Here is a 22,530-nt window from a genome sequence, read left to right as displayed (position 1 = left end):
GTGCAGGTCTGTGCAGTCGGAGGCTAATGCGCCGCCTGCAACAGGGTGCGCGTGTATTCTGTCTGTGGATTGTCATATAGCGCATCCACATCGCCATATTCCACCACATCGCCGCGCTTCATCACCATGACGCGATGTGACATGGCCCGCACGACCTTTAGATCGTGACTGATGAACAAATAAGCCAGCCCGTATTTCACCTGCAAGGCGCGCAGCAGGTCCACGATTTGCACCTGTACGGTCATGTCCAATGCCGATGTCGGCTCATCCAGTACCAACAAGCGCGGACGCAAAACCATGGCCCGTGCGATCGCGATCCGCTGGCGCTGTCCGCCCGAAAATTCATGCGGATAGCGGTCCATCGTGGCGGGGTCTAACCCCACTTCAACCATTACATCACGCACCAATTCACGTTTGTCGCGGTCAGGGTCAACCTTGTGAATCGCCAAACCTTCAGCGATGATCTGCATACAGGTCATACGCGGTGACAAGCTGCCGAACGGATCTTGAAACACAATCTGCATGTCTTTGCGCAGGTTGCGCAGCTGTTTGGTTGACCATTTGCGCACATCGTCCCCCATAAAGGTGATCCCCCCTTCCGAGGAAATCAGGCGCATCATAGCCAGCGCCAACGTTGTTTTGCCAGAACCGCTTTCGCCGACAATACCGATCGTCTCGCCTGCACGCACGCTGAATGAGGCGTCACTGACCGCCTTCACATGCCCAACTGTACGGCGCAGCAAACCTTGTTGGATTGGGAACCAGATTTTCAAGTTGTCCGCTTGCGCGATCACTTCGGCCCCTTCGGGCACGGGTGCAGGACCGCCCGTTGGCTCAGCGCCTAACAATTTTTGCGTGTAAGGGTGTTGTGGATTGTCAAAAATCTCACGAGTCGGCCCTTGTTCCACGATCTCGCCGTGTTGCATCACACAGACGCGGTCCGCAATGCGCCGCACCACGCCCAGATCATGGGTGATGAACAGCAGGCCCATGCCTTCGCTATCTTTCAGTTCTTTCAACAGGTCCAGTATCTGCGCCTGAATGGTCACATCCAACGCGGTTGTCGGCTCATCCGCGATCAGCACGTCGGGTTTATTCGCCAGCGCCATGGCGATCATCACACGTTGGCGTTGCCCACCAGATAGCTGATGCGGATATGACCCAAGACGACTGGCCGCATCATTGATGCCGACACGCTCCAGCAGCTCCAGAATACGCGCCTTGAGTGCCGAGCCTGTCAGCCCTTGGTGCAGTGTGAGCGATTCGCCCAACTGTTTATCGATGGTGTGCAGCGGGTTCAGCGAGGTCATCGGCTCTTGGAAGATAAAGCTGATGTCGTTACCGCGTACCTTGCGCAGCAACTTGTCCGACGCGCCGATCATCTGCTGGCCGTCATAGGTGACAGAGCCCTCTACATGGGCGGTATCCCCCAGCAGGCTCACCGTGCTCAGCGCCGAAACGGATTTACCTGATCCGCTCTCGCCCACCAGTGCCACGGTCTCGCCGCGCTCCACATGAAACGAAATCCCTTTGACCGCAGGTGTCAGTTTGCCGTCTTGCCGAAAAGACACACGCAGGTTTTGAACATCAAGAAGCGGTGCCATCAGTTAAACGTCTTTCTAGGATCAAACGCATCACGGACCCCTTCAAATATAAACACCAACAGCGACAGCATGATCGCAAAGGTAAAGAACGCGGTAAATGCCAGCCAAGGCGCTTGCAGGTTTTGCTTGGCCTGCAAAGTCAGTTCACCCAGACTCGGCGCAGAAGACGGCAGGCCAAAGCCGAGGAAGTCCAACACTGCGAGCGATGAAATCGTGCCTGTGATCAGGAAAGGCAGCATTGTCAGGGTCGCAACCATCGCGTTAGGCAGCATGTGGCGGAACATGATTGTAACATTGCCCACACCCAGCGCCCGTGCGGCACGGACATATTCCAAATTACGCGCCCGCAAGAACTCGGCCCTTACAACCCCTACAAGGGATGTCCAACTGAACAACACCAACAGAATCACCAACAGCCAGAAACTTCGGCCCAAAATGGCAAACATGATGATGATCACATAAAGCGAGGGCGTCGACGTCCAGATTTCGATCACCCGTTGGAATATCAGATCAACCCAACCACCAAAGAACCCCTGCACAGCCCCCGCTGCGATCCCGATAAGCGTGGACAGCCCCGTAACAAGCAGCGTGAACACAATAGACAGGCGGAACCCGTGGATCACACGCGCCAGCACGTCCCGTTTGGTGCCATCCGTGCCCAACAAGTTTTCACCATTGGGAGGTAGCGGTGCCGCACCGGGGCGGTCAACGGCAGTATCAAAGCTGTAGGGAATGGGCGGCCAGACAGACCAGCCTTTTTCAATCGTTTCGCCGTCAATCTCGCCGTCAGCAGCGTCTAGGATGTAACCATCAGGATCATCAAAACACAGCTCTGATCCGCCAGTTGCAATCAGGCACTTCACCTCCGGGTCGCGGTAAGCGGCCTCGGTCTGGAAATCACCGCCGAACGCGGTTTCAGGGTAGAACTTGAAAATCGGCATATAATAATCGCCGCGATAATTCACCAGAATCGGCTTATCGTTCGCGATGAATTCAGCGAATAGAGACAGCGTAAAGACCACCGCGAAGATCCACAGCGACCAGTAAGCGCGACGGTTGCGGGTGAAATTACGCCAACGGCGCTGGTTGAGCGGAGACAGAGCCATCAGCCTTCCCTCTTCTCAAAATCAATACGCGGATCAACCAGCACATACATCAAATCGGAAATGATGCTGACCACCAGCCCGATCAGTCCAAATATGAACAGCGTGCCAAAGACAATCGGATAATCCCGCGCGACGGCTGCCTCAAACCCAAGACGGCCCAAGCCATCAAGGCTAAATATCGTTTCAATAATCAGGCTAGAGCCAAAGAAAACACCGATAAATACAGCAGGGAAACCCGCAATCACAATCAACATCGCATTGCGAAAGACGTGACCATAGAGCACCTTACGCTCGGACAGGCCTTTGGCGCGGGCGGTCATCACGTAATGCTTTTTGATCTCATCCAGAAAGCTGTTTTTCGTCAGCAATGTCAGCGTTGCAAAGGCCGAAATTGTCGAGGCCAACACGGGCAGCGTAATATGCCACGCATAATCCTTTACCTTGTCCCACGCGCTGAGCTGATCAAAATTATCCGACGTCAGACCGCGCAGGGGGAACAGCTCATAACACGTCGGGTTATAAGTCGCGCCACCGGGCCAGAGGTCTGCCAAGCCGGGAATGCGGAAACAGTTGGCGGGCACAAACAGAACGAGCAACAAAATCGCAAACAAAAAACCGGGGATCGCATAGGCTGCGATGATGGCCCCCGATGTCCATGTGTCAAACCGCGATCCATCGCGCACCGCTTTTTTGATGCCCAACGGGATCGAAATCATATAGGCAATTAACGTCGACCAAAGCCCCAGCGTAATTGAAACGGGCAGCTTTTCCTTGATCAAATCAATCACCGAGATCGAGCGGAAATAGCTATTTCCGAAATCGAACATCATGTAATTGCCCAACATCGTGACAAACCGCTCAACTGGCGGTTTGTCAAAACCGAATTCCTTTTCCAGCTCGGCAATGAATTCAGGGGGCAACCCGCGTGCGCCTACATATTCGCTCTGCCCACCTTGGGACATGGTATCTGCGCCCGCGTCATTGTTGCCGCCAGCAAAGCCGCCAAACACATCGCCGCCGCCTTGAATACGCGCAATCGCTTGCTCAACTGGTCCGCCCGGCACAAATTGTACCAGCGCAAAATTAACCAGCATGATCCCGAACAACGTCACCGGAATCAGCAAAAGACGCCTTAAAATATAGCTACCCATTGGGAGTTACCTCAGCACACCTGCATCGCGCAATTTTTGCGCTTTTTCAGCGTCATACCACCAGAAATCCAATTGGCCAACGGCGTAAGGCGGCTGTGTCTCGGGGCGGCCATATTGATCGTAATAAGCAACCCAATTCACGTCATTATACCACATCGGAACCATGAAGAACTCATAGCGCAGTGCACGGTCCAAGGCTCTCATCGCGGCTTGTTCTTCTTCGCGTGTTTCCGCCGACAAAGACGCCTCGATGATCGCATCAACCATGGGGCTGGCCAAACCGGCTGGGTTGAACAGCGAATATTCAGCCGCTTCCGAGCCGTAATACTGCGGAAGACCTGTGCCCGTCCCAAGGAAAGCTGCATAGCTTTCATAGATCAGATCAAAGTCACGCCCACGTTCGCGCGAGGTGTATTGCGAGCTGTCCACCTTATCCAACTGTAAATCAATCCCGATACCACGCAGATTAGAAACGTAGTTTTCGATCGCCGCAGTAGCGGTGGGGGACGAGGTAGAGTTGAACAGGAATTCCAAACGCAACGGCACGCCATCTTTCTGGCGCTGACCATTAACCACTTCCCAGCCAGCATCATCCAGCAGTTTTTGCGCAGCACGGGCATTGCGACGATCTAGCAGGCGATCAGGGCTGGAGCTGTGTGGTACAATCGCCTCACTGGTCAACATGTCCTCGGGGACCAGATCACCCAGAGATTTCAGCAATTCCAATTCGGCACCTTCTGGCACGCCGTTCGCCATCACAGGTGTGCCCTGAGAAAAGGAGGCGCGCTGCTTGAACAGACCGTATTGCAGGGATTCATTGGTCCATTCAAAGTTGAACATCAAGGCAATCGCCTGACGCACTGCGCGGTCTTTCAAAATTTCGCTATTCAGATTGAACACAACACCCGTTGGCGTCGGAGGGGAGCCGTCAGGCAGTTCTGCTTTCACAATGAAGCCATCATCAACCTTGGGAAAATCATATCCCGCCGCCCATTTCTTGGAATCGCCTTCACTACGGAAGGTATAAAGCCCCGATTTGAACGCCTCAAAGGAGGCCGTATCGTCGCTGATGATCTCCAGCTTGATGGTATCAAAGTTGAAGCGGCCTTTGTTAATCGGCAGATCATTACCCCAGTAATCGGGATTGCGTTTGAGCACGATATTGCGGCTTAGATCAACGTCATCAATCACATAAGCGCCCGATCCCGGAGGAGACTCGAGCCAGTCATCCTTGAGGCCGACGCCGCGTTCTTGCATCCATTTGGAAGGCCACGCAGGCACGCCGCCGACCTGCTCAATCAAGCTGCGCCGCGAAATGCCGTCGGCAAAGTAAAACTTGATCGTATAATCATCAATCACTTCAACCTTCGGGATACGTTTACGCACGGCATCCGCATAGGATTGCAGCCCCTCATCCAACAACAGGTTATGCGAAAACGCGATGTCATTGGCCGTCACAGGAGTGCCGTCAGAAAACTTCGCGTCCTTGCGCATGTTGAAAACAACCCACGATTTATCCTCGGGGTATTCCAGCGTTTCGCACAGCAGACAGTATGCCTCGCCGTAAACATCCGCAGGCAATCCATCTTGTGTGGGCGCTTCACCGAGCAGGCTTTCATAGGCGAAGATCGAGAACAAATGCGCACGGCCCTTGCCCGAATAAGGGTTCATGGAATCAAGCGTGCCGACAAACGGCAAAGAAATCTCGCCGTCTTTGGGGGCATCGGGGTTCACGTAATCAAAGTTTTTGAAATCAGCGGGATATTTCAAATCACCATAAAACGAATAACCGTGGCTTTTGATGATCTCACCCTGATCTTGCGCAGATGCTGCGCTGCCTGTGGCCGCAACACAGACGGATACCGCCATGGCAGACCAGAACCGAACCGCACGCGGGCGACCCAAAGATAAACGGATAAAAGACATCATCGGCAGTCTCCTTAAAGCAAGACGGGCAAGCAGTGTTATGGAAATGTAGGCTAACGGTCCCCTGCGCCAAGATACAAGTTGCAAGTCTGTGATCTGGCGGAAATCCCGCATCCTTCAGCAAAAAGGCCGCCCGAAGGCGACCTTTTGTAACGTCATGTCACCTGTCAGTGATCAGTCATCAAGGCTGGCAAGATACGCAATCACGTCTGCGCGGTCTTCAGCTTTTGGCAAACCTGCGAAACCCATCGTTGTGCCCGGTGCTGCTGCACTTGGCTTGGTCAGGAATGTATTAAGGTTTTCAGGCGTCCAAACATCACCAACTTGCAGCAGCGCACCAGAGTACTGGAAGCCATCAGCAGTATCGATTGCACGATCAACCACACCGTAAAGGAAAGGGCCAGTCGCATTCGCGCCGTCTTCTGCTTTGTGGCAAGCAGTGCATTTGCGGAATACTTTGGCGCCGCTATCAGCAGAAGCCGCCGCCATCAGCTCTTCGAATGGCACTTCTGGTTCTGGCTCAGCAGATGCACCGCCTTCAACGGCGATTGAATAAGACGGCTCGCCGTGTACCTCAGTGTGGTATATTTCTTCGCCGGCCCATTTGCCTAACAACAGAACCAACCACGCGCCAAAAACACCGGCTGCAACTTTCGTAAGGGTCATTGTATCCATCGGTCAGTCCATCGTTTTAAAAATTTTCGTTCATTTAGGGGGGTATCTATTGCTTTCCCTCATTGCAAGCAAGGTGTAGTTGCCTTCACCAGTCACCCAACTTGCTACGTTTTTACAAAGGATCGACGTGATGACCGCCAAAAAGCAACTGCGCATCGCGTTTCAGGGCGCCCTTGGGGCTTATAGCCATGAAGCCTGCCTACAGGCGCGCCCCGATGGAATCCCTGTTCCCTGCACCACATTTGATGGTGTTTTACAGGCGGTTCGTGAAGGCCATGCCGATCTCGCCATGTTGCCTGTTGAAAACACAACATACGGGCGTGTGGCTGATATTCACCGCCTGCTCCCCCAAAGTGGCATGCATATTATCGACGAAGCCTTTGTGCGTGTGCGTATCGCCCTGATGGCGCGCCCTGGTGTGACACTCGAGCAAATAAAGCATGTGCGCGCGCATTTGGTGCTGCTGCCCCAAGCACGCAGCTATCTTCAGGCCCAAGGAATCACCTCAGAAGCCGCCGCAGACAGCGCCGGTGCTGCTGAAGAGCTGGCTGCGGGCGGGCCCACCACTGATGGCGTGCTTGCCAGTGCAGTTGCTGCCCAAATTCACGGGCTACACGTTCTGGCCGACGGCATCGAAGATATGGAACATAACACCACCCGCTTTTTGCTGATGGCCCCTGACGCCGATCTATCACGACGCGGCGAAAAAATGATGACCACCTTTGTGTTCGAGGTCCGCAACATCCCCGCCGCGCTTTACAAGGCCATGGGCGGTTTTGCCACAAATGGTATCAACATGACCAAGCTGGAAAGTTACATGGTTGGCGGATCTTTCACCGCGACCCAGTTTTACGCCGATATTGAGGGCCACCCCGAGGATGCCGCTGTTAAACGCGCCTTGGATGAGCTGGGCTATTTCACCAATATGCTTGATATCTTGGGCGTTTACCCAGCGCATCCTGGGCGCTGGGGCATCGACAGCTAAAGTAGTTTAAACGCGATTGTAGCGGTCTTCCAATGTCTTGGAGAATTCCGCTACACGCAGTTTGTACTTCTTGGTCAAAGAGGTTTTAGCCAACTTTAGGGACTGAACCAGCAAGCGCGCAGAAAGATTGAGCGGCTTTATCTCAAAGACCACCATCATCCGTGTCCGGTTTTTGGATAACGCAATCAACTCAATGCCCATATGCGTGACCAAACCTTGCGTGCGGCCCTCAAACGCCATTTCATTGGGCCTGTCTATGCTGACCAACTCGATCTCGGCCTGACGTCGCTTGCCCCGCATCTTAAATGATGCGTTCCAAGCCATTCCAACCAAGCCAATAGGCTTGCCGTCGACACGCTGTACCTCTGCGCCACGCCGCATGGCTGCACGCTCAAAGCCCTCAAAATCGAACAACATCTCGAAAACATCTTCGATCGGCGCTTCAATGTCTTCTTTGCTAGAGAACTTCATACTTGCTCCGTTCCTTTTGTTTTCGTCGCACAGGTCGCACAGCTTAGTTTACAGTTACAACTTCGCACCCGCGAACGGTTACAACTCCCACTTCTAGTGAAGCGCCAATTGCTTTCAGTCAACTTAATACGCCTCAATCAAGCGTGTCGGACAGCCAGTTTTCAATAAGAAAATGCGCAATTGCCCCTTTTCGCGCTGGCATGATCTCGGGGTGATGTCCCTGCGATATTGTCATCATATCTTCGCGGGTGATCCAGCGTGCGTCTTCGATCTCAACAGGATCAACGGTGATGTCAGTGCTGATGGCGTGGCCCCAACACCCGAACATCAAAGATGCCGGAAATGGCCATGGCTGACTGGCAAGGTATCCCACCTCGCCAACGCGGACACCTGATTCCTCAAAAACCTCGCGCCGTACAGCCGCCTCCAGCGTCTCACCCGGCTCAACAAACCCTGCCAGCAACGAATACATGCCTTGCGGCCATCCCGGAGAACGCCCCATCAGCACCGAATTCCCATGGGTGATCAACATGATAACCACTGGATCGGTACGTGGAAAATGCGAGGCATTGCAAGACGGGCAAACACGCTGCCAGCCGCCGTTGCTCAATTCGGTAGCAACGCCGCATTTTGCGCAAAATTGATGAATTTCATGCCAAGCAAAGATCGCCTTTCCTGACGCTGCCAACTCGGCATCGCGCGGCGTTAACCATGTCATAACGCGACGCAATTCTGCGAAAACCATCCAGTCAGGCAATGCCGGATGCCGCTGTTCGCTCTGATCCAAAAACCCGCTCGCACCTGCCTCATCAAATCCGGCTGGCGTCCATGCTGACAGGTCAACCGCGAACACAGGCCCCCCTTCTTCGCGGCCCAGCAGGATCGGCGGCTCAACCGCATCGCGCAAAATCGCATGGTCCATCGCCAAGCGAATCAAACCTGCGGGCCGTTCGGTCGACATCAACGGCTTGCCCCGCCAAAAGACAATTGTGCGGGCGGTCGGGTCCGCCATCGCTTCGCTCAAGCCCTGCGGATTGCCACGCAACTCACCCGCGCGGTCCAACCCAGACCCGCCAAATGTTACCTGCTCTGCATTTTTCATTTAATCTTCCCCAACACGCGTATTTTCTCTCCATTGCCGGAACAGCAGGCTGAAATCTCGCAACATCGACAAACCAAAACTTGCGATTTCATGTGTGATGTTGGCCAATCTTCACAGCAACGTTTCGACTATGACTACATCAAGGATCAGCCGACACAAGGCTCGGGTCGTGACATCAGGCCAGTTTTATCCCCGCGCCCCGCAGCCACTACAACGATTCGCATGCCTAACGGTTGAAGGCCACGCACCGACAGGATCATGACGTTTTCTTCTATTCAACGCCGCCCCTACCGCGCTGAACCGCACCAATCATGCTTTCAGTTGCGCTCTGGTCTTGCAGCAGCAGGCATCATTGCCTATATCGGCCTTGAGAGGTTGGTGCGGGCAGGCGCCTCGCCAACCTGGTCAGAGCCGGAAGGCAGCAGCCACAACGAGTCCCGCTTGGGTCGTTATCAATCTCTCACCTTCGCCAAACGGCACTGCCGATTGAGCGATTGCATCCAGCCAGCGGTGCACATTCCTCTCAAGACACTGACAGCGGTTTACCACAGCCAGCCAAAAGCCTAGTTTAGTGCAAGACCGAATCCGGAATGGACCCTACATGACCGACACCGCCGCCTACCGCGTACTTGCCCGCAAATACCGCCCCGAAACCTTTGCCGATCTGGTGGGGCAAGAGGCGATGGTGCGTACGCTTAAAAACGCATTTGCGGCAGACCGCATCGCGCAGGCGTTCATCATGACAGGTATTCGCGGCACGGGTAAAACGACCACCGCACGGATCATTGCCAAAGGCATGAACTGTATCGGTCCTGACGGCACCTCTGGCCCCACCACAGAACCTTGCGGCGTCTGTGAACATTGCACCGCCATCATGGAAGGCCGCCATGTCGATGTGATCGAGATGGACGCCGCGTCAAACACCGGCGTCGCCAACATCCGTGAAATCATCGACAGCGTACATTACCGCGCCGCCTCTGCCCGCTACAAAGTCTACATCATCGATGAAGTTCACATGCTGTCCACTGGCGCGTTCAACGCGCTGCTAAAGACATTGGAAGAACCACCAGAGCACGTCAAATTCATCTTTGCGACCACGGAAATTCGCAAAGTCCCCGTCACTGTCCTGTCGCGATGCCAGCGGTTTGACCTGCGCCGAATTGAACCCGAGGTGATGATTGCCCTGCTGCGCAAAATCGCCACGGCCGAAGCGGCTGATATCGCCGATGACGCGCTGGCGCTGATCACCCGCGCTGCCGAAGGCTCGGCCCGCGATGCGACTTCTTTGTTAGACCAAGCCATTAGTCACGGCGCAGGCGAAACAACCGCCATGCAGGTCCGCGCCATGCTGGGCCTTGCAGACCGCGCCCGTGTTCTGGATTTGCTGGATATGATCTTGCGGGGCGATGCCGCCAGCGCCCTCACTGAAATCGGCGCCCAATACGCCGAGGGCGCAGACCCGATGGCCGTACTGCGCGATCTGGCCGAAATCACCCATTGGGTTAGCGTGGTGAAAATCACGCCCGATGCCGCCGAAGACCCGACCATTTCCCCCGAAGAGCGGGACCGTGGCCGCGTTATGGCCGATGCGCTTGCAATCCGTGTTTTGACCCGCTTGTGGCAGATGCTGCTCAAGGCACTGGAGGAAGTTGCAAGCGCGCCCAATGCCATGATGGCTGCCGAAATGGCAATCATCCGCCTCACCCATGTTGCTGATCTGCCCTCGCCAGAAGAATTGCTGCGCACGTTGCAGAACACACCTGCACCAACAGGCCGTCCGCAAATGCCCGCTGGTGGAGGCAACGGCCCCTCAAGCGGCTCGACAAACGCCCAAGCAGTGCAGCACAGCGCACCCCAAATGACGTCCACGCCCAACGCTTCGGGCCAAGCCACCGCTCTTGCGGTTGATCCTGCTTCAGCACTCGCAGCGTTTCCAACCTTTGAACATGTCCTTGAGCTGATCCGCCACAACCGTGACGTCAAGCTACTGGTCGAAGTAGAAACGTCTTTGCAACTGGCCGCCTATCAACCGGGCCGGGTGGAATTTGTGCCCACCGACACCGCCCCGCGCGATCTGGCTCAACGGCTTGGCGCAAAACTCCAACTTTGGACAGGCAACAGATGGGCCGTGACAGTCGTCAATACTGGCGGCGCGCCGACCATCGCCTCGCTCCGTGACGCCAAAGACAACGCCATGCGCGCCGAAGCAGAAGCCCACCCGCTCATGATGGCCGTGCTGGCCCAGTTCCCACGGGCGAAAATCACTGCGATCCGCACAGCCGCCGACATTGCCGCCGCTGCCGTATCCGAGGCCCTGCCAGAGGTCGAAGACGAATGGGATCCTTTCGAGGACAGCTGACCCCTTGTCCCGACACCCATCAGCCAACATATAGAAAAGCAATAGAATAACAGGAGAACACTATGTTCAAAGGATTAGGCGGTCTCGGCGATATGGCCGGAATGATGAAAAAAGCCCAAGAGATGCAGGGCAAAATGGCTGAAATGCAGGAAGAAATGCACAACATCATGGTCGAAGGCGAATCTGGCGCTGGCCTTGTCAAAGCCACCTGCACCGCCAAAGGCGAATTGAAATCCCTAAACATCGATCCCTCGATCTTTAATGGTGACGACAAAGAAGTTGTCGAAGACCTGATCCTCGCCGCGATCAAAGATGCGCAAGGCAAAGCCTCGGACCGCTCGCAAGAAGAGATGAGCAAACTCACCGAAGGTCTGGGTCTGCCCGCAGGCATGAAGCTGCCGTTCTAATCCCTCGGTATCTGCGCTTTGCCTTTAACCTCAATCCGACACATGCTGCGGGTATAATGATATGAGTTCTACCCGCGACATCGATGCCTTGATTGAATTGATGGCCAAGCTACCGGGCCTTGGCCCGCGTTCAGCACGGCGCGCTGTTTTGCATCTGATCCGCAAACGCGCCTTGCTGCTAACGCCCCTTGCCGATGTGATGCACACCGTCGCTGCTACTGCACGCGAATGTCTGAATTGCAGCAACGTCGGTACGGCTGATATTTGTGACATCTGCGAAAGCGACAAACGGGCCAACGGCGAGTTATGCGTTGTTGAGGATGTCGCGGACCTTTGGGCCATGGAACGCTCTGGCGTATTTCATGGCCGTTACCATGTGCTTGGCGGTACTTTATCCGCCCTAGACGCCATCGGCCCGCAAGAACTGCGCATTCCCCGCTTGCTGGACCGCGTCCAAAGCGAAGGGATCACCGAAGTCATCCTTGCCCTCAACGCGACCATCGACGGCCAAACCACCGCCCATTACATCGCCGACCAACTCGAAGGGCAAGTCCGCCTGACCTCACTGGCCCAAGGCGTGCCAATCGGGGGTGAGTTGGATTACCTTGATGACGGTACCATCACCGCAGCCATGCGGGCGCGTAAAACTCTCTAAGTAGGCTCTACCTCAAAAAGAAAGGGACGCCCGCTACCGGACGCCCCTTATTTTTTCATGCAACAAACCCCATCGGTTTCCCGACGAGACTTTTACTTTGCGTCGTCTTCATCTTCTTCAGCATCGCCATCAGGCAAGTTAAAGAAGCTTTCCGCATCCGTGAAATCGCTGTCTTTCTTTTCGTCTTCTTCATCGTCTGCAACGTCAGTCGACAGGGTAAACGTCTCAAGACCTTCAATCGCGGACGGCATCCGTGGCTCTGTGTCCATCCCAAGGCTCTGCTCGGTGCTGACCAGCTTGCGGCGTTCGTCATCTGACATAACGCCGCCCTCTGCGGCTTTCTTGGCCGCTGCGATCTGTACCATCGAATCCAGCTCGGATTGTTTACACAGGCCCAACGCAACCGGATCAATCGGTTGGATGTTGGCAATATTCCAATGGGTCCGCTCACGGATGGCTTGAATGGTTGGCTTTGTTGTGCCCACCAGCTTGCTTACCTGTGCGTCAGACAATTCGGGGTGGAACTTGACCAACCACAAGATCGACGCAGGGCGATCCTGACGTTTGGACAACGGCGTATAACGTGGGCCACGGCGTTTTTCTTCGCCAGTGGCTGCTGCGTTAAACTTTAACACCAGCTTGTGCATCGGGTTGGCTTGCGCCTTGTCGATCTCTTCTTGCGTTAGCTGGTTGTTGGAAACGGGATCAAACCCCTTCACACCAGTCGCCACATCGCCATCCGCAATGCCTTGAATTTCAAGCTCGTGCATTTCAACGAAATCCGCGATCTGCTTGAAGCCAATGGTTGTGTTATCCACCAGCCAGACGGCGGTGGCCTTTGCCATAATCGGTTTAGCCATGTGTCTCTCCTTTAAACGCACCTTCCCCGTCGCCTGAATTAGGCTGTCCCGGAGACCGGAACCGTTTCCAATGTGGGGGAACTTATGTTCTATATAACCAAGGACCGCCCATAAGGAAAGACCCCAGATGCGCCGCATTTTTCTCACCCTCTTGTTCGCCTTTACCGGCTTCTCTGCCCATGCCGAAGGCGAACGCGCTGGCGAATTTGACTATTACGTAATGGCGTTAAGTTGGTCTGCCAATTGGTGTGCGCTGGAAGGCGATGCACGCAATTCTCCACAATGCGACACGCGCGAAGACTTTGGCTGGACCCTGCACGGGCTATGGCCGCAATTCCACCGCGGCTATCCCTCATATTGCCAAACCGCCAAACGCCCGCCCACGCGGGGGATGTCTGCCGATATGGCAGATATCATGGGGTCAGGTGGTCTGGCGTGGTATCAGTGGAAAAAGCACGGCACATGCACCGATCTGGCCGCAGCTGACTATTACGACCTGTCGCGCCGCGCCTATGCCAGCATCACGCGCCCAGCGATATTTCGCAAACTTGATCGCACTGTAAAACTACCCGCCTCGGTGGTTGAGGATGCATTTATCAAGGAAAACCCCACGCTCACACGCGACAATATCACAATCACCTGCCGCCAAGGGTATATCCAAGAGGCCCGTATCTGCCTCTCGCGTGATCTAACGCCCGTTCCTTGCGGCCGCGACGTGATCAAAGATTGCACGCTAAAAGACGCTGTTTTCACGCCCTTGCGCTAAGAGCGCCCTGCAGCTTGACTAAGCTGCCGCTGGCCACACTCGCAGCCAGCGGCGTATCTCAGACGGTGATCAACCGCCAACCTTCAGCACGATCTTGCCAATGTGACCGCTGGCTTCCATTCGCGCATGGGCGCCTGCGGCATTTTCAAAATCAAACTCGCTGTCCATAACAGGTGCCACAGTGCCTTTTGCCAAAAGCGGCCAAACCGCTTCACGCAGCTCCGTCGCAATCCCGGCTTTGGCCAGATCGGACTGTGGGCGCAAAGTTGACCCTGTCATTGTTAGACGTTTCATCATCAAAGGCGCAAAGTTGAGTTCAGCCTTGGCACCGCCAAGAAACGCGATTTGCACCAGACGGCCCTCAAAATCCAGCGCATCCAGATTTCGGGCAATGTAATCACCCCCGACCATATCAAGGATCACATCCGCACCGCCCTCGGCTTTCATCACAGCGACAAAATCTTCCTCGCGGTAGTTGATCGCCCGCTCGGCGCCCAGTTCAACACAGGCCGCGCATTTTTCGGCGTTGCCGGCGGTGACAAACACCCGTGCTCCAAAGGCTTTGGCCAATTGGATCGCTGTCGTGCCGATACCTGATGATCCGCCTTGGATCAAAAACCGCTCGCCCGCTTTTAGGCCGCCGCGCATGAACACGTTCGACCAGACGGTAAAGAATGTCTCGGGCAGACAGGCGGCTTCTTTCATGCCCATGCCTTCGGGAACAGGCAGGCAATGTGCCGCAGGGGTTGCCACATACTCTGCATAGCCACCGCCGGGCAGCAATGCACAGACCTTGTCACCCAGGGCGATGCCAGTCACACCTGCCCCAATCGCCACAACTTCGCCCGACGCCTCAAGGCCCGGCAAATCGCTGGCGGTCGGCGGCGGCGCATATGCACCCGCACGTTGCAGCGCGTCAGGGCGGTTCACACCAGCCCATGCAACCTTGATCACCACCTGACCCTGTGCCGCTTCTGGCACAGGGCGCTGCGTCACTTGCAGGACTTCGGGTCCACCGGGTTTGGTAATCTCTACGGCACGCATCATCTCGACCATCGTTTTCTCCCTCAAAGTCTTGATTTCAAACACACCATAGATTTCCTATAGGCAGAGTACACCCCCCGCAGCACCAGTAGTCAGCACATCGCACATTTGTTAAAGGTCGGGTCAGACCGCAGCAAAGGATGCTCTTCATGACCATGCCCCATTTTCAAAGACACCCTGCTGCGCGTGTTTTCATGGGTGACCACCTGCATATCCCTCAGGCGCAAACCGCCCTATCCAACATCCCTGCCCAGCCACTTGCCGCAGCAATCACAGGGCTATGGGCGACTCTGGGAACAAACACGCCATTTTGCGTCAGCGACCTGCCCGTGGCGAATATAGATCAAATGCCGACCTCGCATTTCGCCACCCTCACAGGTGGCACATCGGGCGCACCCAAAGTGATCCAACGCAGCCAAGCCTCTTGGATCGCCAATTTCAGCGCCAATGCCGAACGGTTCGATCATACCGCAAAAGACAGCATCGCGGTTTTAGGGGCGCTCAGCCATTCACTTGCCTTATACGGAATTCTAGAGGGCATACATCTTGGCCTAACGGTTCATGCCTTGTCCTCACTGAAACCCTCAGGCCAAAGCGCCCAGATGCACAGTCACGGCTGCTCCATCCTTTACGCGACACCAACACAATTGCGCTTACTGCCCGCCGCAACGCGCCTGCCCCACATCAGGTTGATCCTGTGTGGAGGCGGCTCACTTGGCCCTGACATCCGCCGCCACATCACTGCAATCTGCCCGAACGCCCAATTGCACGTTTTCTATGGCGCAGCCGAAACCAGCTTTATCACGCTGAGCGATGACGCCACGCCGCTAGGATCGGTGGGCCGCGCCTATCAAGATGTGGAGATCGCCGTACGGGATGCAGATGCTGCTGGCACAGGCGTCATCTGGGTGCGCAGCCCCTATCTCTTTGAACACTACCTACAAGGCAGCAGCCCCCATACAAGGCGGGACGGTGATTGGATGACCGTAGGTGAATATGGCACGCTAGATGCCCAAGGTAACCTGTTCCTACGGGGCCGCGCAGGGCGTGCGATCAACATCGCCGATACCACCGTTTTCCCCGAGGAATTGGAGACGCAGCTCAGCGCGCTTGACGGCGTGAGCCAATGCGCCGTGCTTGCGCAGCCTGATACGCTGCGCGGTCACACTTTGATTGCTGTGCTTGAAGGACCAGAGGATGCACAACTGCGCAATCTTGTTTTGACGCAGTGCAAAACCAACGGCCAAACAGGGCTGCGCGATGTCACTTTCCTTGACCCCTTCCCGCTCCTTACCTCAGGCAAACCGGACCTTCCACGCATCGCCGCCCTGACAGGGTGTGTCCTATGACGGCCCATATCATCGCCGCTTGCCGCAGTGCGGTTGTTCCCCGCAATGGCGCGTTTTCTAACCTCACGCTGGATGCGCTTGGCGCGCCTGTTTTGCATGCCGCCCTCGTGCAAGCAGGTATTGCGCCCGCGCAAGTTGACGAAGTCATCCTCTCCAATGCCATCGGTGGTGGTGGTAATCCTGCGCGGTTGGTCGCATTGGCCGCTGGCTTGCCTGAAACCGTGGCAGGGCTGAGCATTGACCGCCAATGCGCAGGCGGGCTGGATGCGCTGCTGCTGGCCAAAGCGATGGTTGAAAGCGGTGCCGCGCATGTGGTCATTGCAGGCGGAGTCGAAAGCTATTCCCGCCGCCCCTTACGTCTGCGTACATTTGCTGATGGCAGCCCTCCTATGGCCTATGACCAGCCGCCTTTCACCCCTTGGTCTGACCGCGATCCAGACATGGCAGCCGCCGCTGACGTCTTGGCTCAAAGCGCTGGCATCCCCCGCACACAACAAGACGCATGGGCGATCCACAGCCATGCCAAAGCCTGCGCAGCCACGCCCCACAACGGCGAAATCGTCACACTGAACGGACAAGCACGCGATCCTTTTGCGCGGAACCTGTCCGACGCGCTTGTCGCACGTGCGAAACCTGTGAGCGGCAGCATCACAGCCGCAAACATGGCTGTTGCCGCCGATGGTGCCGCGTTTTGTGTGGTAGTGTCAGACCAAATGCGGCGACAACTGGGGTGCAACGGCGTGGCAATTCTTGGCGGATCAACCAAGGGGCATGCACCAGACATGCCTGCCCTCGCCCCTGTGGCCGCGATCAAAGCCGCGCTAGAGAATACCCGCCTGCGCCCGCAAGACATCATCTGTTCGGAAATAATGGAGGCCTTTGCCGTTCAGGCCATCGCCTGCGTCAAAGGGGCGGGCCTTGACCCTGATCAGGTCAATATCGGCGGCGGTGCTTTGGCACGGGGGCATCCCATAGGCGCGTCCGGCACCATCAACGCAGTTCGACTATTTCACGAAATGCAGATCAGCGGTGGCAAGGGCCTTGCTGCGATTGCCGCAGCAGGTGGCATTGCCACCGCTGTGATTTTAGCTACGTGAAAACACGCTATGGGGCCGCGCACGGTACAGCGCCGCGGTGATAATCCCCGCCAGAACAGCTTTGACAGCATCCCCTGGAATAAAGGCCGTTACCAACAGCGCCGCCTCGGTCAATGACCGCCCCAGCACAATCGCCATGCCGCTAATCCCGAAAGCGTACAGCACCACAACACCACCCAGCACAGCAGCGATCCCCGCAGCTAGCACCACGGTAACGCCGCTTAAACGCTCCATCACCCAACCTGTCGCAAATGCCGCAACGGGGAAGCCCAACGCAAAGCCCGCCGTTGGTGAGGTGAACACACCCAAACCACCGCGTCCGCCTGCCAACAAAGGCAGCCCAAGGGCGACCAAGCCGATAAACAACAGCGCCGCCAAGCCACCACGCCGCGCGCCTAAAACCGTGCCACACAGCATAATTCCCAGACTTTGGGCTGTAATCGGCACGCCAAAGGCCAATGTCAGCTGTGGGACCAATCCAAGCGCCGCAATCAAAGCTGTGAAAAGCGCAATCTGCACCACGTTATGTTCTGAATTCATGACTTCTTATCCATTTCTATGCCGCCGCGCGCACGCAGCGCTTCTGATACATGGCCGGCGTCATCCAACGCCAAAACCATAAAGGGCACAATCACCCGCCAGCCCGCAGGCCTGCGGGATCTTGCACGCCATGCCAGCGCCAGCGCTGTACCCTTTTCTCCCAAAACAGGGGTAAAGCGGATCACCATTGCCGCCGCAAGCTCTATTGCGCGCACGTTCACGCCAAACCGTGCAAAGGGCCGCAGCAGCCAACTGACCACATCCATCATAGCCTGCAGCGAGGTTGTCATTGTCACCAGATTGGCCAGCGCTACGGCTGTAAGCATCCGCAAGGCAATGACCACGCCCTCAGCCCAAGCATCCGTGAACACATGCCAAACCAGCAAGACCACCACAAACGGCCAAAGCGGCCAAATGCGCCGCAATCCGTGGCGCAAAAACACCCGCCCTGGCAAAGCATAAAGCAGCACCACACTCATCGCTGCCGCAAATTGAAACATCAGATCAGGGACTGCGAACAAAACAACAGAGACCACGCAAAGCGCTAGTAGTTTACCCCCAGCAGGCCAACCGTGCGCGCGAGTTTTAACCGGCGATGTCAGAGAGATCATCACGTTTCCCCAGTTCGGTCATCGCCGCTTCAAACGCAGGAGCCACTTCTGCGGCAGCACCTTGCATCTGTACTGCGCCCCCTTCAATCCACAGCACATGATCGTAGTGCGCTACAATGCGCGGATCATGGGTGATATGGACCAACGCCGCATCGGTGCTCTCCAGCACCCGCGACAAATGCATCATGGTAGGGATGTCCAACCCTGCAAAAGGCTCATCCAGAATGATGACTTTGGGTGCCATCGCAAGGATCGCCATCAGGCACACAAGCTGTCGTTGCCCTTGCGATAGCTGATAGATCGCGGCGTCGTGCCAAGCCGATTTACCAAACTGTGCCAGTACTTGCTCCACCCGATCGGTCACAGCTACCTTGGTCATCCCCATTTGTGACAGACCAAAAGATAGTTCCTCGCCCACTGTAGGGAAAATAATCTGATGATCAGGGTTCTGGAACAATATTCCCACAGCACCCAAAGCCCCACGCCTGTCGCGCGCCACATCGACACCTGCGATGTGCACTGTACCACCTGTGGGTGCTTTCAGCCCTGCCATCACCCGCGCCAGCGTGGTTTTACCCGATCCATTGCGGCCCAGTACCGCAATCCGCCGCGCATCCGACACACAGGTAATCCCGCGCAACACATCGCGCCCGTCAATCCGTAGATCAACGACATCAAGGCGCAGCAAAGGAGAAATATCACTCATGAACGGGCTTTTAACGTGGATCCCAACGCCCTGGCAATCCGACACCTGACGCCTTCTGAGGCGCTTTGATATGCCCCAATAGCCAGTTCGGCCCCGCCATCAGTTTACTTAAAACAGGGCTGTCCCGCACCTGCGCCTTGAGCTTTTCAATCTGCATGACGTCATCAATACGGCGATCCAGAAACGCCCATGTATCCGCGTGATTTTCGCTATCATCCCCCAACCAATATAGAATGGTCGATGAATACACCCCGCTCAGCGTAGCACGTTTGGTGTACCAATTCACATCTTCGGATGTATCGCCCAAAGCATTCCAGATCGCATCAGCCGTACCCCAGATCGCCTTGGCACCATCAGCAGCATAAGCAGGAAGCGCGAATAACGCTGTGCCACGCCGCACGGTTTCTTTGTCCTCAACCGCTTCCAAACGATACCGAACTGCAGCAGCAATGCGGTCCCGAAATCGCATGTCCTCCAGATCAGCACTTTGCAGCCGCGCAACCATCTCGGCATCGCCTTGCACATGGTACATCAACGCAAGGTCCACTGCCCCACGCGGACAGATGCTATTGGCCACTGCCCGCTCGATGCCTGTATCCGTAACAGCCGCATCAAACGTGGCCTGCGACCACCCATCAAAAGGCACGTGCACAATTGCCGCTTGCAACAATAGCTCTTTGGGTGAGGTTTCGGTACTGGACATGGCAGTTCTCCAAAAACGTGAGTCTGCCGCAACCTAACACAGCGCACAGGACGCTTGTAAGGTCTGTTAAAGGATTCTCGCTTTGAACTATGGCGCAGCTAAACGGGTAACGCCGTCGTCTTGCACACTGTGCGCAACGCAAAACTGGATTGCATACCCTGCACGCCGGGCAATCGCGCCAGATACTGACGATGGATACGTGCAAAATCCTCGGTGTCCTCTGCAACAACCTTAAGCAGATAGTCCGCAGTTCCAGCCATCAAATGGCATTCCAGCACATCTGGAATACGCGCCACGGATTTTTCAAACGCATCCAGAACCTCATCCGCTTGGCCCGATAGAGTTATCTCAACAAACACCGTCGTCGGCACGCCCAACTTGCGCGCATCCAGCAAAGCAACGTAATCTCGGATATATCCCTCAGCCTCTAGCCGTTGGACACGGCGATGACAGGCCGAAGGTGACAGATTTACCTGCTCGGACAATTCGGCATTCGACATCCGTCCGCGCCTTTGCAACGCAGCAAGCAGTTTTCGATCGATACTATCCAACATCATGCAAAACCTTTGCGAATTTACGGCCCATTGCTCAACTTTATTCGAAGAACAGAGCTGTTGGCGAGCAAATATCGCCACCAATCTCGATAAATCAGGCGCAAGCTCAATTTATAACAGTGGAGAAGGACAAAAATAATGAAAATCGGTTGCCCAAAAGAAATCAAACCCCAAGAATTCCGTGTCGGTGTCACCCCCAATGCCGCTCTCGAAGCGATCAATCGCGGTCACTGCGTGATTATCGAAACAGGCGCAGGCACAGGTGCAGGATTTGAGGATGCGGATTACGTTGCCGCAGGTGCCACAATCCTCGAAACTCCCGCCGAGATTTTTGCGGCTGCGGATATGATCGTAAAGGTCAAAGAACCGCAGGCCATCGAGCGTAAAATGCTGCGCGACGGGCAAATCCTATTCACCTACCTCCACCTTGCCCCCGACCCTGCGCAAACCAAAGACCTGATTGCCTCAGGCGCCACATGCATCGCTTATGAAACCGTGACTGACCGCGCAGGTGGTCTGCCCCTACTGGCGCCAATGTCCGAGGTCGCAGGCCGCCTTGCCCCGCAAATGGGCGCATGGACCTTGCAAAAGGCAAACGGAGGACGTGGCGTATTGATGGGCGGTGTGCCGGGGGTGCGCCCTGCAAATGTTGCCATCATCGGTGGCGGTGTTGTGGGGACCGCAGCCGCCCGTGTGGCCGTTGGTATGGGTGCAAATGTGACCGTGCTGGACCGCTCAATCGCACGGCTATCCTATTTGGATGATGTCTTCATGGGCCGCCTGACCACGCAATACTCTGATCGCGGTGCCATGGTTGATCTACTGCCCCGCATGGACATGGTCATCGGTGCCGTACTGGTGCCCGGCGCGGCAGCACCAAAACTCGTCAGCCGCGACCAACTCGGCCTCATGCAATCCGGTGCGGTCCTTGTCGATGTTGCGATTGACCAAGGCGGCTGCTTTGAAACCTCCCATGCCACAACCCACCAAGACCCGATCTATGAGGTAGACGGTGTTATGCATTACTGCGTCGCTAACATGCCCGGCGCCGTGGCACGGACCTCAACTATCGCGCTTGGCAATGCCACAATGCCCTTCATGCTGTCCCTTGCCGACAAGGGCTGGAAGCGAGCCTGCGCCGATGATCCACACCTGCTGGCGGGTCTCAACGTGCATGCGGGCCAGATCACCTACAAAGCCGTGGGTGAGGCGCTGGGGATGGACTGCATCACACCCGAACAAGCCATCCAATAAACGAAAACTGGCAACAACAAAAAGGGGGCCGCGAAACCGCGACCCCCAATCTTAGAACCCAGAGTTAAACTCAGGCTTTTTTCAAAGCTGCAAGAATATCTGCCAGCAGTTCTTCTTGTGTTGGACCAGCTGGAGCCGCTTCTTCGGCAACTTCTGCTTCTTTCTCAGCAGCCGCTTTGACGCGGTTCACCATCTTGACCAGCATGAACACAACCCATGCAACAATCAGGAAGTTCATGACTGCCATTACAAAACGGCCAATCGCGAACACAGGAACACCCGCTTCTGTTGCCGCTTCGATAGAAGCATAATCAGACGTGCTGCCGCCAATCACATAATACCAGCCTGAGAAATCTACGCCGCCCGTGAACAGTGCAATAATCGGGTTGATCAGGTCACCAACCAGCGACGTCACGATCGCCGTAAAAGCGGCGCCGATGATGATACCAACAGCCATGTCCATGACATTGCCTTTGGCGATAAAGTCTTTGAATTCGTTAAGCATTGATTTGTCCCTTGCTACGTTTGTCGGCCGCAGGTTTTCCCACCCTTTGCGCCATTGCGCGGTCAATACCACACAACTGTAAAACTAATAGTCAGTTTTT

General features: G+C 55.7%; 23 protein-coding genes and 1 other RNA gene. 9 read left to right on the top strand and 15 right to left on the bottom strand.

The annotated features are described in order from the left end of the window. Positions 1–23: 23 nt before the first annotated feature. The 5 genes from GGR95_RS00980 to GGR95_RS00960 all read right to left on the bottom strand — a co-directional run bounded on the left by GGR95_RS00980 (position 24) and on the right by GGR95_RS00960 (position 6,462). On the bottom strand, positions 24–1,604 hold the full coding sequence (locus tag GGR95_RS00980; protein ID WP_184561870.1) for an ABC transporter ATP-binding protein: 1,581 nt from the start codon (positions 1,602–1,604) through the stop codon (positions 24–26). After that, complete coding sequence (locus GGR95_RS00975; RefSeq protein ID WP_184561868.1) at positions 1,604–2,710, bottom strand: ABC transporter permease; 1,107 nt, start codon at positions 2,708–2,710, stop codon at positions 1,604–1,606. Before GGR95_RS00975 ends, GGR95_RS00980 begins: the two co-directional genes overlap by 1 nt. After that, entirely contained in the window at positions 2,710–3,861 is a 1,152-nt protein-coding gene (locus tag GGR95_RS00970; protein WP_184561866.1) for a microcin C ABC transporter permease YejB, read from the bottom strand. Before GGR95_RS00970 ends, GGR95_RS00975 begins: the two co-directional genes overlap by 1 nt. Before the next feature lie 6 nt (positions 3,862–3,867). After that, entirely contained in the window at positions 3,868–5,730 is a 1,863-nt protein-coding gene (locus GGR95_RS00965) for an extracellular solute-binding protein (RefSeq protein ID WP_246423266.1), read from the bottom strand. Between the two features lie 231 nt (positions 5,731–5,961). Then, on the bottom strand, positions 5,962–6,462 hold the full coding sequence (locus GGR95_RS00960; protein ID WP_184561862.1) for a c-type cytochrome: 501 nt from the start codon (positions 6,460–6,462) through the stop codon (positions 5,962–5,964). A gap of 130 nt (positions 6,463–6,592) precedes the next feature. Here GGR95_RS00960 and GGR95_RS00955 point away from each other — a divergent pair, with 130 nt between their 5' ends. Beyond that, positions 6,593–7,447 carry a prephenate dehydratase gene (locus GGR95_RS00955; protein WP_184561860.1) on the top strand — a complete coding sequence of 285 codons (855 nt, stop codon included), beginning with the start codon at positions 6,593–6,595 and terminating at the stop codon, positions 7,445–7,447. Between the two features lie 6 nt (positions 7,448–7,453). On the opposite strand, the gene GGR95_RS00950 is transcribed toward GGR95_RS00955, so the two are convergent. Then, entirely contained in the window at positions 7,454–7,918 is a 465-nt protein-coding gene (locus tag GGR95_RS00950) for an SRPBCC family protein (protein ID WP_184561858.1), read from the bottom strand. A gap of 133 nt (positions 7,919–8,051) precedes the next feature. Beyond that, positions 8,052–9,020 (bottom strand): NAD(+) diphosphatase, encoded by a 969-nt coding sequence (nudC, locus tag GGR95_RS00945; RefSeq protein ID WP_184561855.1) that lies wholly within the window; start codon positions 9,018–9,020, stop codon positions 8,052–8,054. A 368-nt stretch (positions 9,021–9,388) separates the two neighbouring features. Between nudC and ffs the strand changes: the two genes are divergently transcribed. From ffs to recR, 4 genes are all read left to right on the top strand, one after another. Beyond that, positions 9,389–9,486, top strand: an RNA gene (ffs, locus tag GGR95_RS00940) — signal recognition particle sRNA small type. Positions 9,487–9,621: 135 nt separating this feature from the next. Next, positions 9,622–11,379, top strand: coding sequence for a DNA polymerase III subunit gamma/tau (locus GGR95_RS00935; RefSeq protein ID WP_184561853.1), 1,758 nt, complete (start codon positions 9,622–9,624; stop codon positions 11,377–11,379). A gap of 62 nt (positions 11,380–11,441) precedes the next feature. Further along, entirely contained in the window at positions 11,442–11,786 is a 345-nt protein-coding gene (locus GGR95_RS00930) for a YbaB/EbfC family nucleoid-associated protein (protein WP_184561851.1), read from the top strand. 61 nt (positions 11,787–11,847) lie between these two features. Beyond that, entirely contained in the window at positions 11,848–12,441 is a 594-nt protein-coding gene (gene recR / locus GGR95_RS00925; RefSeq protein ID WP_184561849.1) for a recombination mediator RecR, read from the top strand. A 92-nt stretch (positions 12,442–12,533) separates the two neighbouring features. On the opposite strand, the gene GGR95_RS00920 is transcribed toward recR, so the two are convergent. Continuing rightward, on the bottom strand, positions 12,534–13,301 hold the full coding sequence (locus GGR95_RS00920; RefSeq protein WP_184561847.1) for a DUF1013 domain-containing protein: 768 nt from the start codon (positions 13,299–13,301) through the stop codon (positions 12,534–12,536). A 127-nt stretch (positions 13,302–13,428) separates the two neighbouring features. Here GGR95_RS00920 and GGR95_RS00915 point away from each other — a divergent pair, with 127 nt between their 5' ends. After that, on the top strand, positions 13,429–14,067 hold the full coding sequence (locus GGR95_RS00915; RefSeq protein WP_184561845.1) for a ribonuclease T2 family protein: 639 nt from the start codon (positions 13,429–13,431) through the stop codon (positions 14,065–14,067). A 69-nt stretch (positions 14,068–14,136) separates the two neighbouring features. On the opposite strand, the gene GGR95_RS00910 is transcribed toward GGR95_RS00915, so the two are convergent. After that, positions 14,137–15,123, bottom strand: coding sequence for an NAD(P)H-quinone oxidoreductase (locus GGR95_RS00910; RefSeq protein ID WP_184561843.1), 987 nt, complete (start codon positions 15,121–15,123; stop codon positions 14,137–14,139). A 137-nt stretch (positions 15,124–15,260) separates the two neighbouring features. On the opposite strand from GGR95_RS00910, the gene GGR95_RS00905 reads away from it, so the two are divergent. After that, positions 15,261–16,460: an AMP-binding protein gene (locus tag GGR95_RS00905; protein ID WP_184561841.1), complete on the top strand. Its 1,200-nt coding sequence runs from the start codon at positions 15,261–15,263 to the stop codon at positions 16,458–16,460. Then, entirely contained in the window at positions 16,457–17,557 is a 1,101-nt protein-coding gene (locus GGR95_RS00900; protein WP_184561839.1) for a thiolase family protein, read from the top strand. Before GGR95_RS00905 ends, GGR95_RS00900 begins: the two co-directional genes overlap by 4 nt. Here the strand turns inward: GGR95_RS00900 and GGR95_RS00895 are convergent. From GGR95_RS00895 to GGR95_RS00875, 5 genes are all read right to left on the bottom strand, one after another. Then, positions 17,546–18,097 carry a biotin transporter BioY gene (locus GGR95_RS00895; RefSeq protein WP_184561837.1) on the bottom strand — a complete coding sequence of 184 codons (552 nt, stop codon included), beginning with the start codon at positions 18,095–18,097 and terminating at the stop codon, positions 17,546–17,548. The genes GGR95_RS00900 and GGR95_RS00895 overlap by 12 nt on opposite strands. After that, on the bottom strand, positions 18,094–18,708 hold the full coding sequence (locus GGR95_RS00890) for an energy-coupling factor transporter transmembrane component T family protein (protein ID WP_184561835.1): 615 nt from the start codon (positions 18,706–18,708) through the stop codon (positions 18,094–18,096). The genes GGR95_RS00895 and GGR95_RS00890 overlap by 4 nt, the downstream gene beginning before the upstream one ends. Beyond that, positions 18,683–19,414, bottom strand: coding sequence for an energy-coupling factor ABC transporter ATP-binding protein (locus tag GGR95_RS00885; RefSeq protein ID WP_184561832.1), 732 nt, complete (start codon positions 19,412–19,414; stop codon positions 18,683–18,685). The genes GGR95_RS00890 and GGR95_RS00885 overlap by 26 nt, the downstream gene beginning before the upstream one ends. 10 nt (positions 19,415–19,424) lie before the next feature. Then, entirely contained in the window at positions 19,425–20,117 is a 693-nt protein-coding gene (locus tag GGR95_RS00880) for a COQ9 family protein (protein ID WP_184561830.1), read from the bottom strand. A gap of 98 nt (positions 20,118–20,215) precedes the next feature. Continuing rightward, positions 20,216–20,674 carry an Lrp/AsnC family transcriptional regulator gene (locus tag GGR95_RS00875; RefSeq protein WP_184561828.1) on the bottom strand — a complete coding sequence of 153 codons (459 nt, stop codon included), beginning with the start codon at positions 20,672–20,674 and terminating at the stop codon, positions 20,216–20,218. A gap of 135 nt (positions 20,675–20,809) precedes the next feature. Between GGR95_RS00875 and ald the strand changes: the two genes are divergently transcribed. Next, a complete protein-coding gene (gene ald / locus GGR95_RS00870) occupies positions 20,810–21,925 on the top strand; it encodes an alanine dehydrogenase (RefSeq protein WP_184561826.1) in 1,116 nt (371 codons plus the stop codon). Between the two features lie 70 nt (positions 21,926–21,995). On the opposite strand, the gene mscL is transcribed toward ald, so the two are convergent. Further along, entirely contained in the window at positions 21,996–22,430 is a 435-nt protein-coding gene (gene mscL, locus GGR95_RS00865; RefSeq protein WP_184561824.1) for a large conductance mechanosensitive channel protein MscL, read from the bottom strand. Between the last annotated feature and the right edge of the window lie 100 nt (positions 22,431–22,530).

The organism is Sulfitobacter undariae, assembly GCF_014196805.1.
Taxonomy (GTDB): domain Bacteria; phylum Pseudomonadota; class Alphaproteobacteria; order Rhodobacterales; family Rhodobacteraceae; genus Sulfitobacter; species Sulfitobacter undariae.
The sequence above is the reverse complement of the archived record's forward strand: the minus strand, read 5'-3'. Positions and strand labels throughout refer to the sequence as shown.

Excerpts from the sequence above, each read along its gene's own strand:
- GGR95_RS00955 (WP_184561860.1), top strand. The coding sequence starts at position 6,593 with ATGACCGCCAAAAAGCAACTGCGCATCGCGTTTCAGGGCGCCCTTGGG.
- GGR95_RS00920 (WP_184561847.1), bottom strand. The coding sequence starts at position 13,301 with ATGGCTAAACCGATTATGGCAAAGGCCACCGCCGTCTGGCTGGTGGAT.
- GGR95_RS00930 (WP_184561851.1), top strand. The coding sequence starts at position 11,442 with ATGTTCAAAGGATTAGGCGGTCTCGGCGATATGGCCGGAATGATGAAA.
- GGR95_RS00950 (WP_184561858.1), bottom strand. The coding sequence starts at position 7,918 with ATGAAGTTCTCTAGCAAAGAAGACATTGAAGCGCCGATCGAAGATGTT.
- GGR95_RS00965 (WP_246423266.1), bottom strand. The coding sequence starts at position 5,730 with ATGGCGGTATCCGTCTGTGTTGCGGCCACAGGCAGCGCAGCATCTGCG.
- ald (WP_184561826.1), top strand. The coding sequence starts at position 20,810 with ATGAAAATCGGTTGCCCAAAAGAAATCAAACCCCAAGAATTCCGTGTC.
- GGR95_RS00880 (WP_184561830.1), bottom strand. The coding sequence starts at position 20,117 with ATGTCCAGTACCGAAACCTCACCCAAAGAGCTATTGTTGCAAGCGGCA.
- GGR95_RS00890 (WP_184561835.1), bottom strand. The coding sequence starts at position 18,708 with ATGATCTCTCTGACATCGCCGGTTAAAACTCGCGCGCACGGTTGGCCT.
- GGR95_RS00895 (WP_184561837.1), bottom strand. The coding sequence starts at position 18,097 with ATGAATTCAGAACATAACGTGGTGCAGATTGCGCTTTTCACAGCTTTG.
- GGR95_RS00900 (WP_184561839.1), top strand. The coding sequence starts at position 16,457 with ATGACGGCCCATATCATCGCCGCTTGCCGCAGTGCGGTTGTTCCCCGC.
- GGR95_RS00935 (WP_184561853.1), top strand. The coding sequence starts at position 9,622 with ATGACCGACACCGCCGCCTACCGCGTACTTGCCCGCAAATACCGCCCC.
- GGR95_RS00960 (WP_184561862.1), bottom strand. The coding sequence starts at position 6,462 with ATGGATACAATGACCCTTACGAAAGTTGCAGCCGGTGTTTTTGGCGCG.
- nudC (WP_184561855.1), bottom strand. The coding sequence starts at position 9,020 with ATGAAAAATGCAGAGCAGGTAACATTTGGCGGGTCTGGGTTGGACCGC.
- GGR95_RS00875 (WP_184561828.1), bottom strand. The coding sequence starts at position 20,674 with ATGATGTTGGATAGTATCGATCGAAAACTGCTTGCTGCGTTGCAAAGG.
- mscL (WP_184561824.1), bottom strand. The coding sequence starts at position 22,430 with ATGCTTAACGAATTCAAAGACTTTATCGCCAAAGGCAATGTCATGGAC.
- GGR95_RS00905 (WP_184561841.1), top strand. The coding sequence starts at position 15,261 with ATGACCATGCCCCATTTTCAAAGACACCCTGCTGCGCGTGTTTTCATG.
- GGR95_RS00885 (WP_184561832.1), bottom strand. The coding sequence starts at position 19,414 with ATGAGTGATATTTCTCCTTTGCTGCGCCTTGATGTCGTTGATCTACGG.
- GGR95_RS00980 (WP_184561870.1), bottom strand. The coding sequence starts at position 1,604 with ATGGCACCGCTTCTTGATGTTCAAAACCTGCGTGTGTCTTTTCGGCAA.
- GGR95_RS00915 (WP_184561845.1), top strand. The coding sequence starts at position 13,429 with ATGCGCCGCATTTTTCTCACCCTCTTGTTCGCCTTTACCGGCTTCTCT.
- GGR95_RS00970 (WP_184561866.1), bottom strand. The coding sequence starts at position 3,861 with ATGGGTAGCTATATTTTAAGGCGTCTTTTGCTGATTCCGGTGACGTTG.
- GGR95_RS00975 (WP_184561868.1), bottom strand. The coding sequence starts at position 2,710 with ATGGCTCTGTCTCCGCTCAACCAGCGCCGTTGGCGTAATTTCACCCGC.
- GGR95_RS00910 (WP_184561843.1), bottom strand. The coding sequence starts at position 15,123 with ATGGTCGAGATGATGCGTGCCGTAGAGATTACCAAACCCGGTGGACCC.
- recR (WP_184561849.1), top strand. The coding sequence starts at position 11,848 with ATGAGTTCTACCCGCGACATCGATGCCTTGATTGAATTGATGGCCAAG.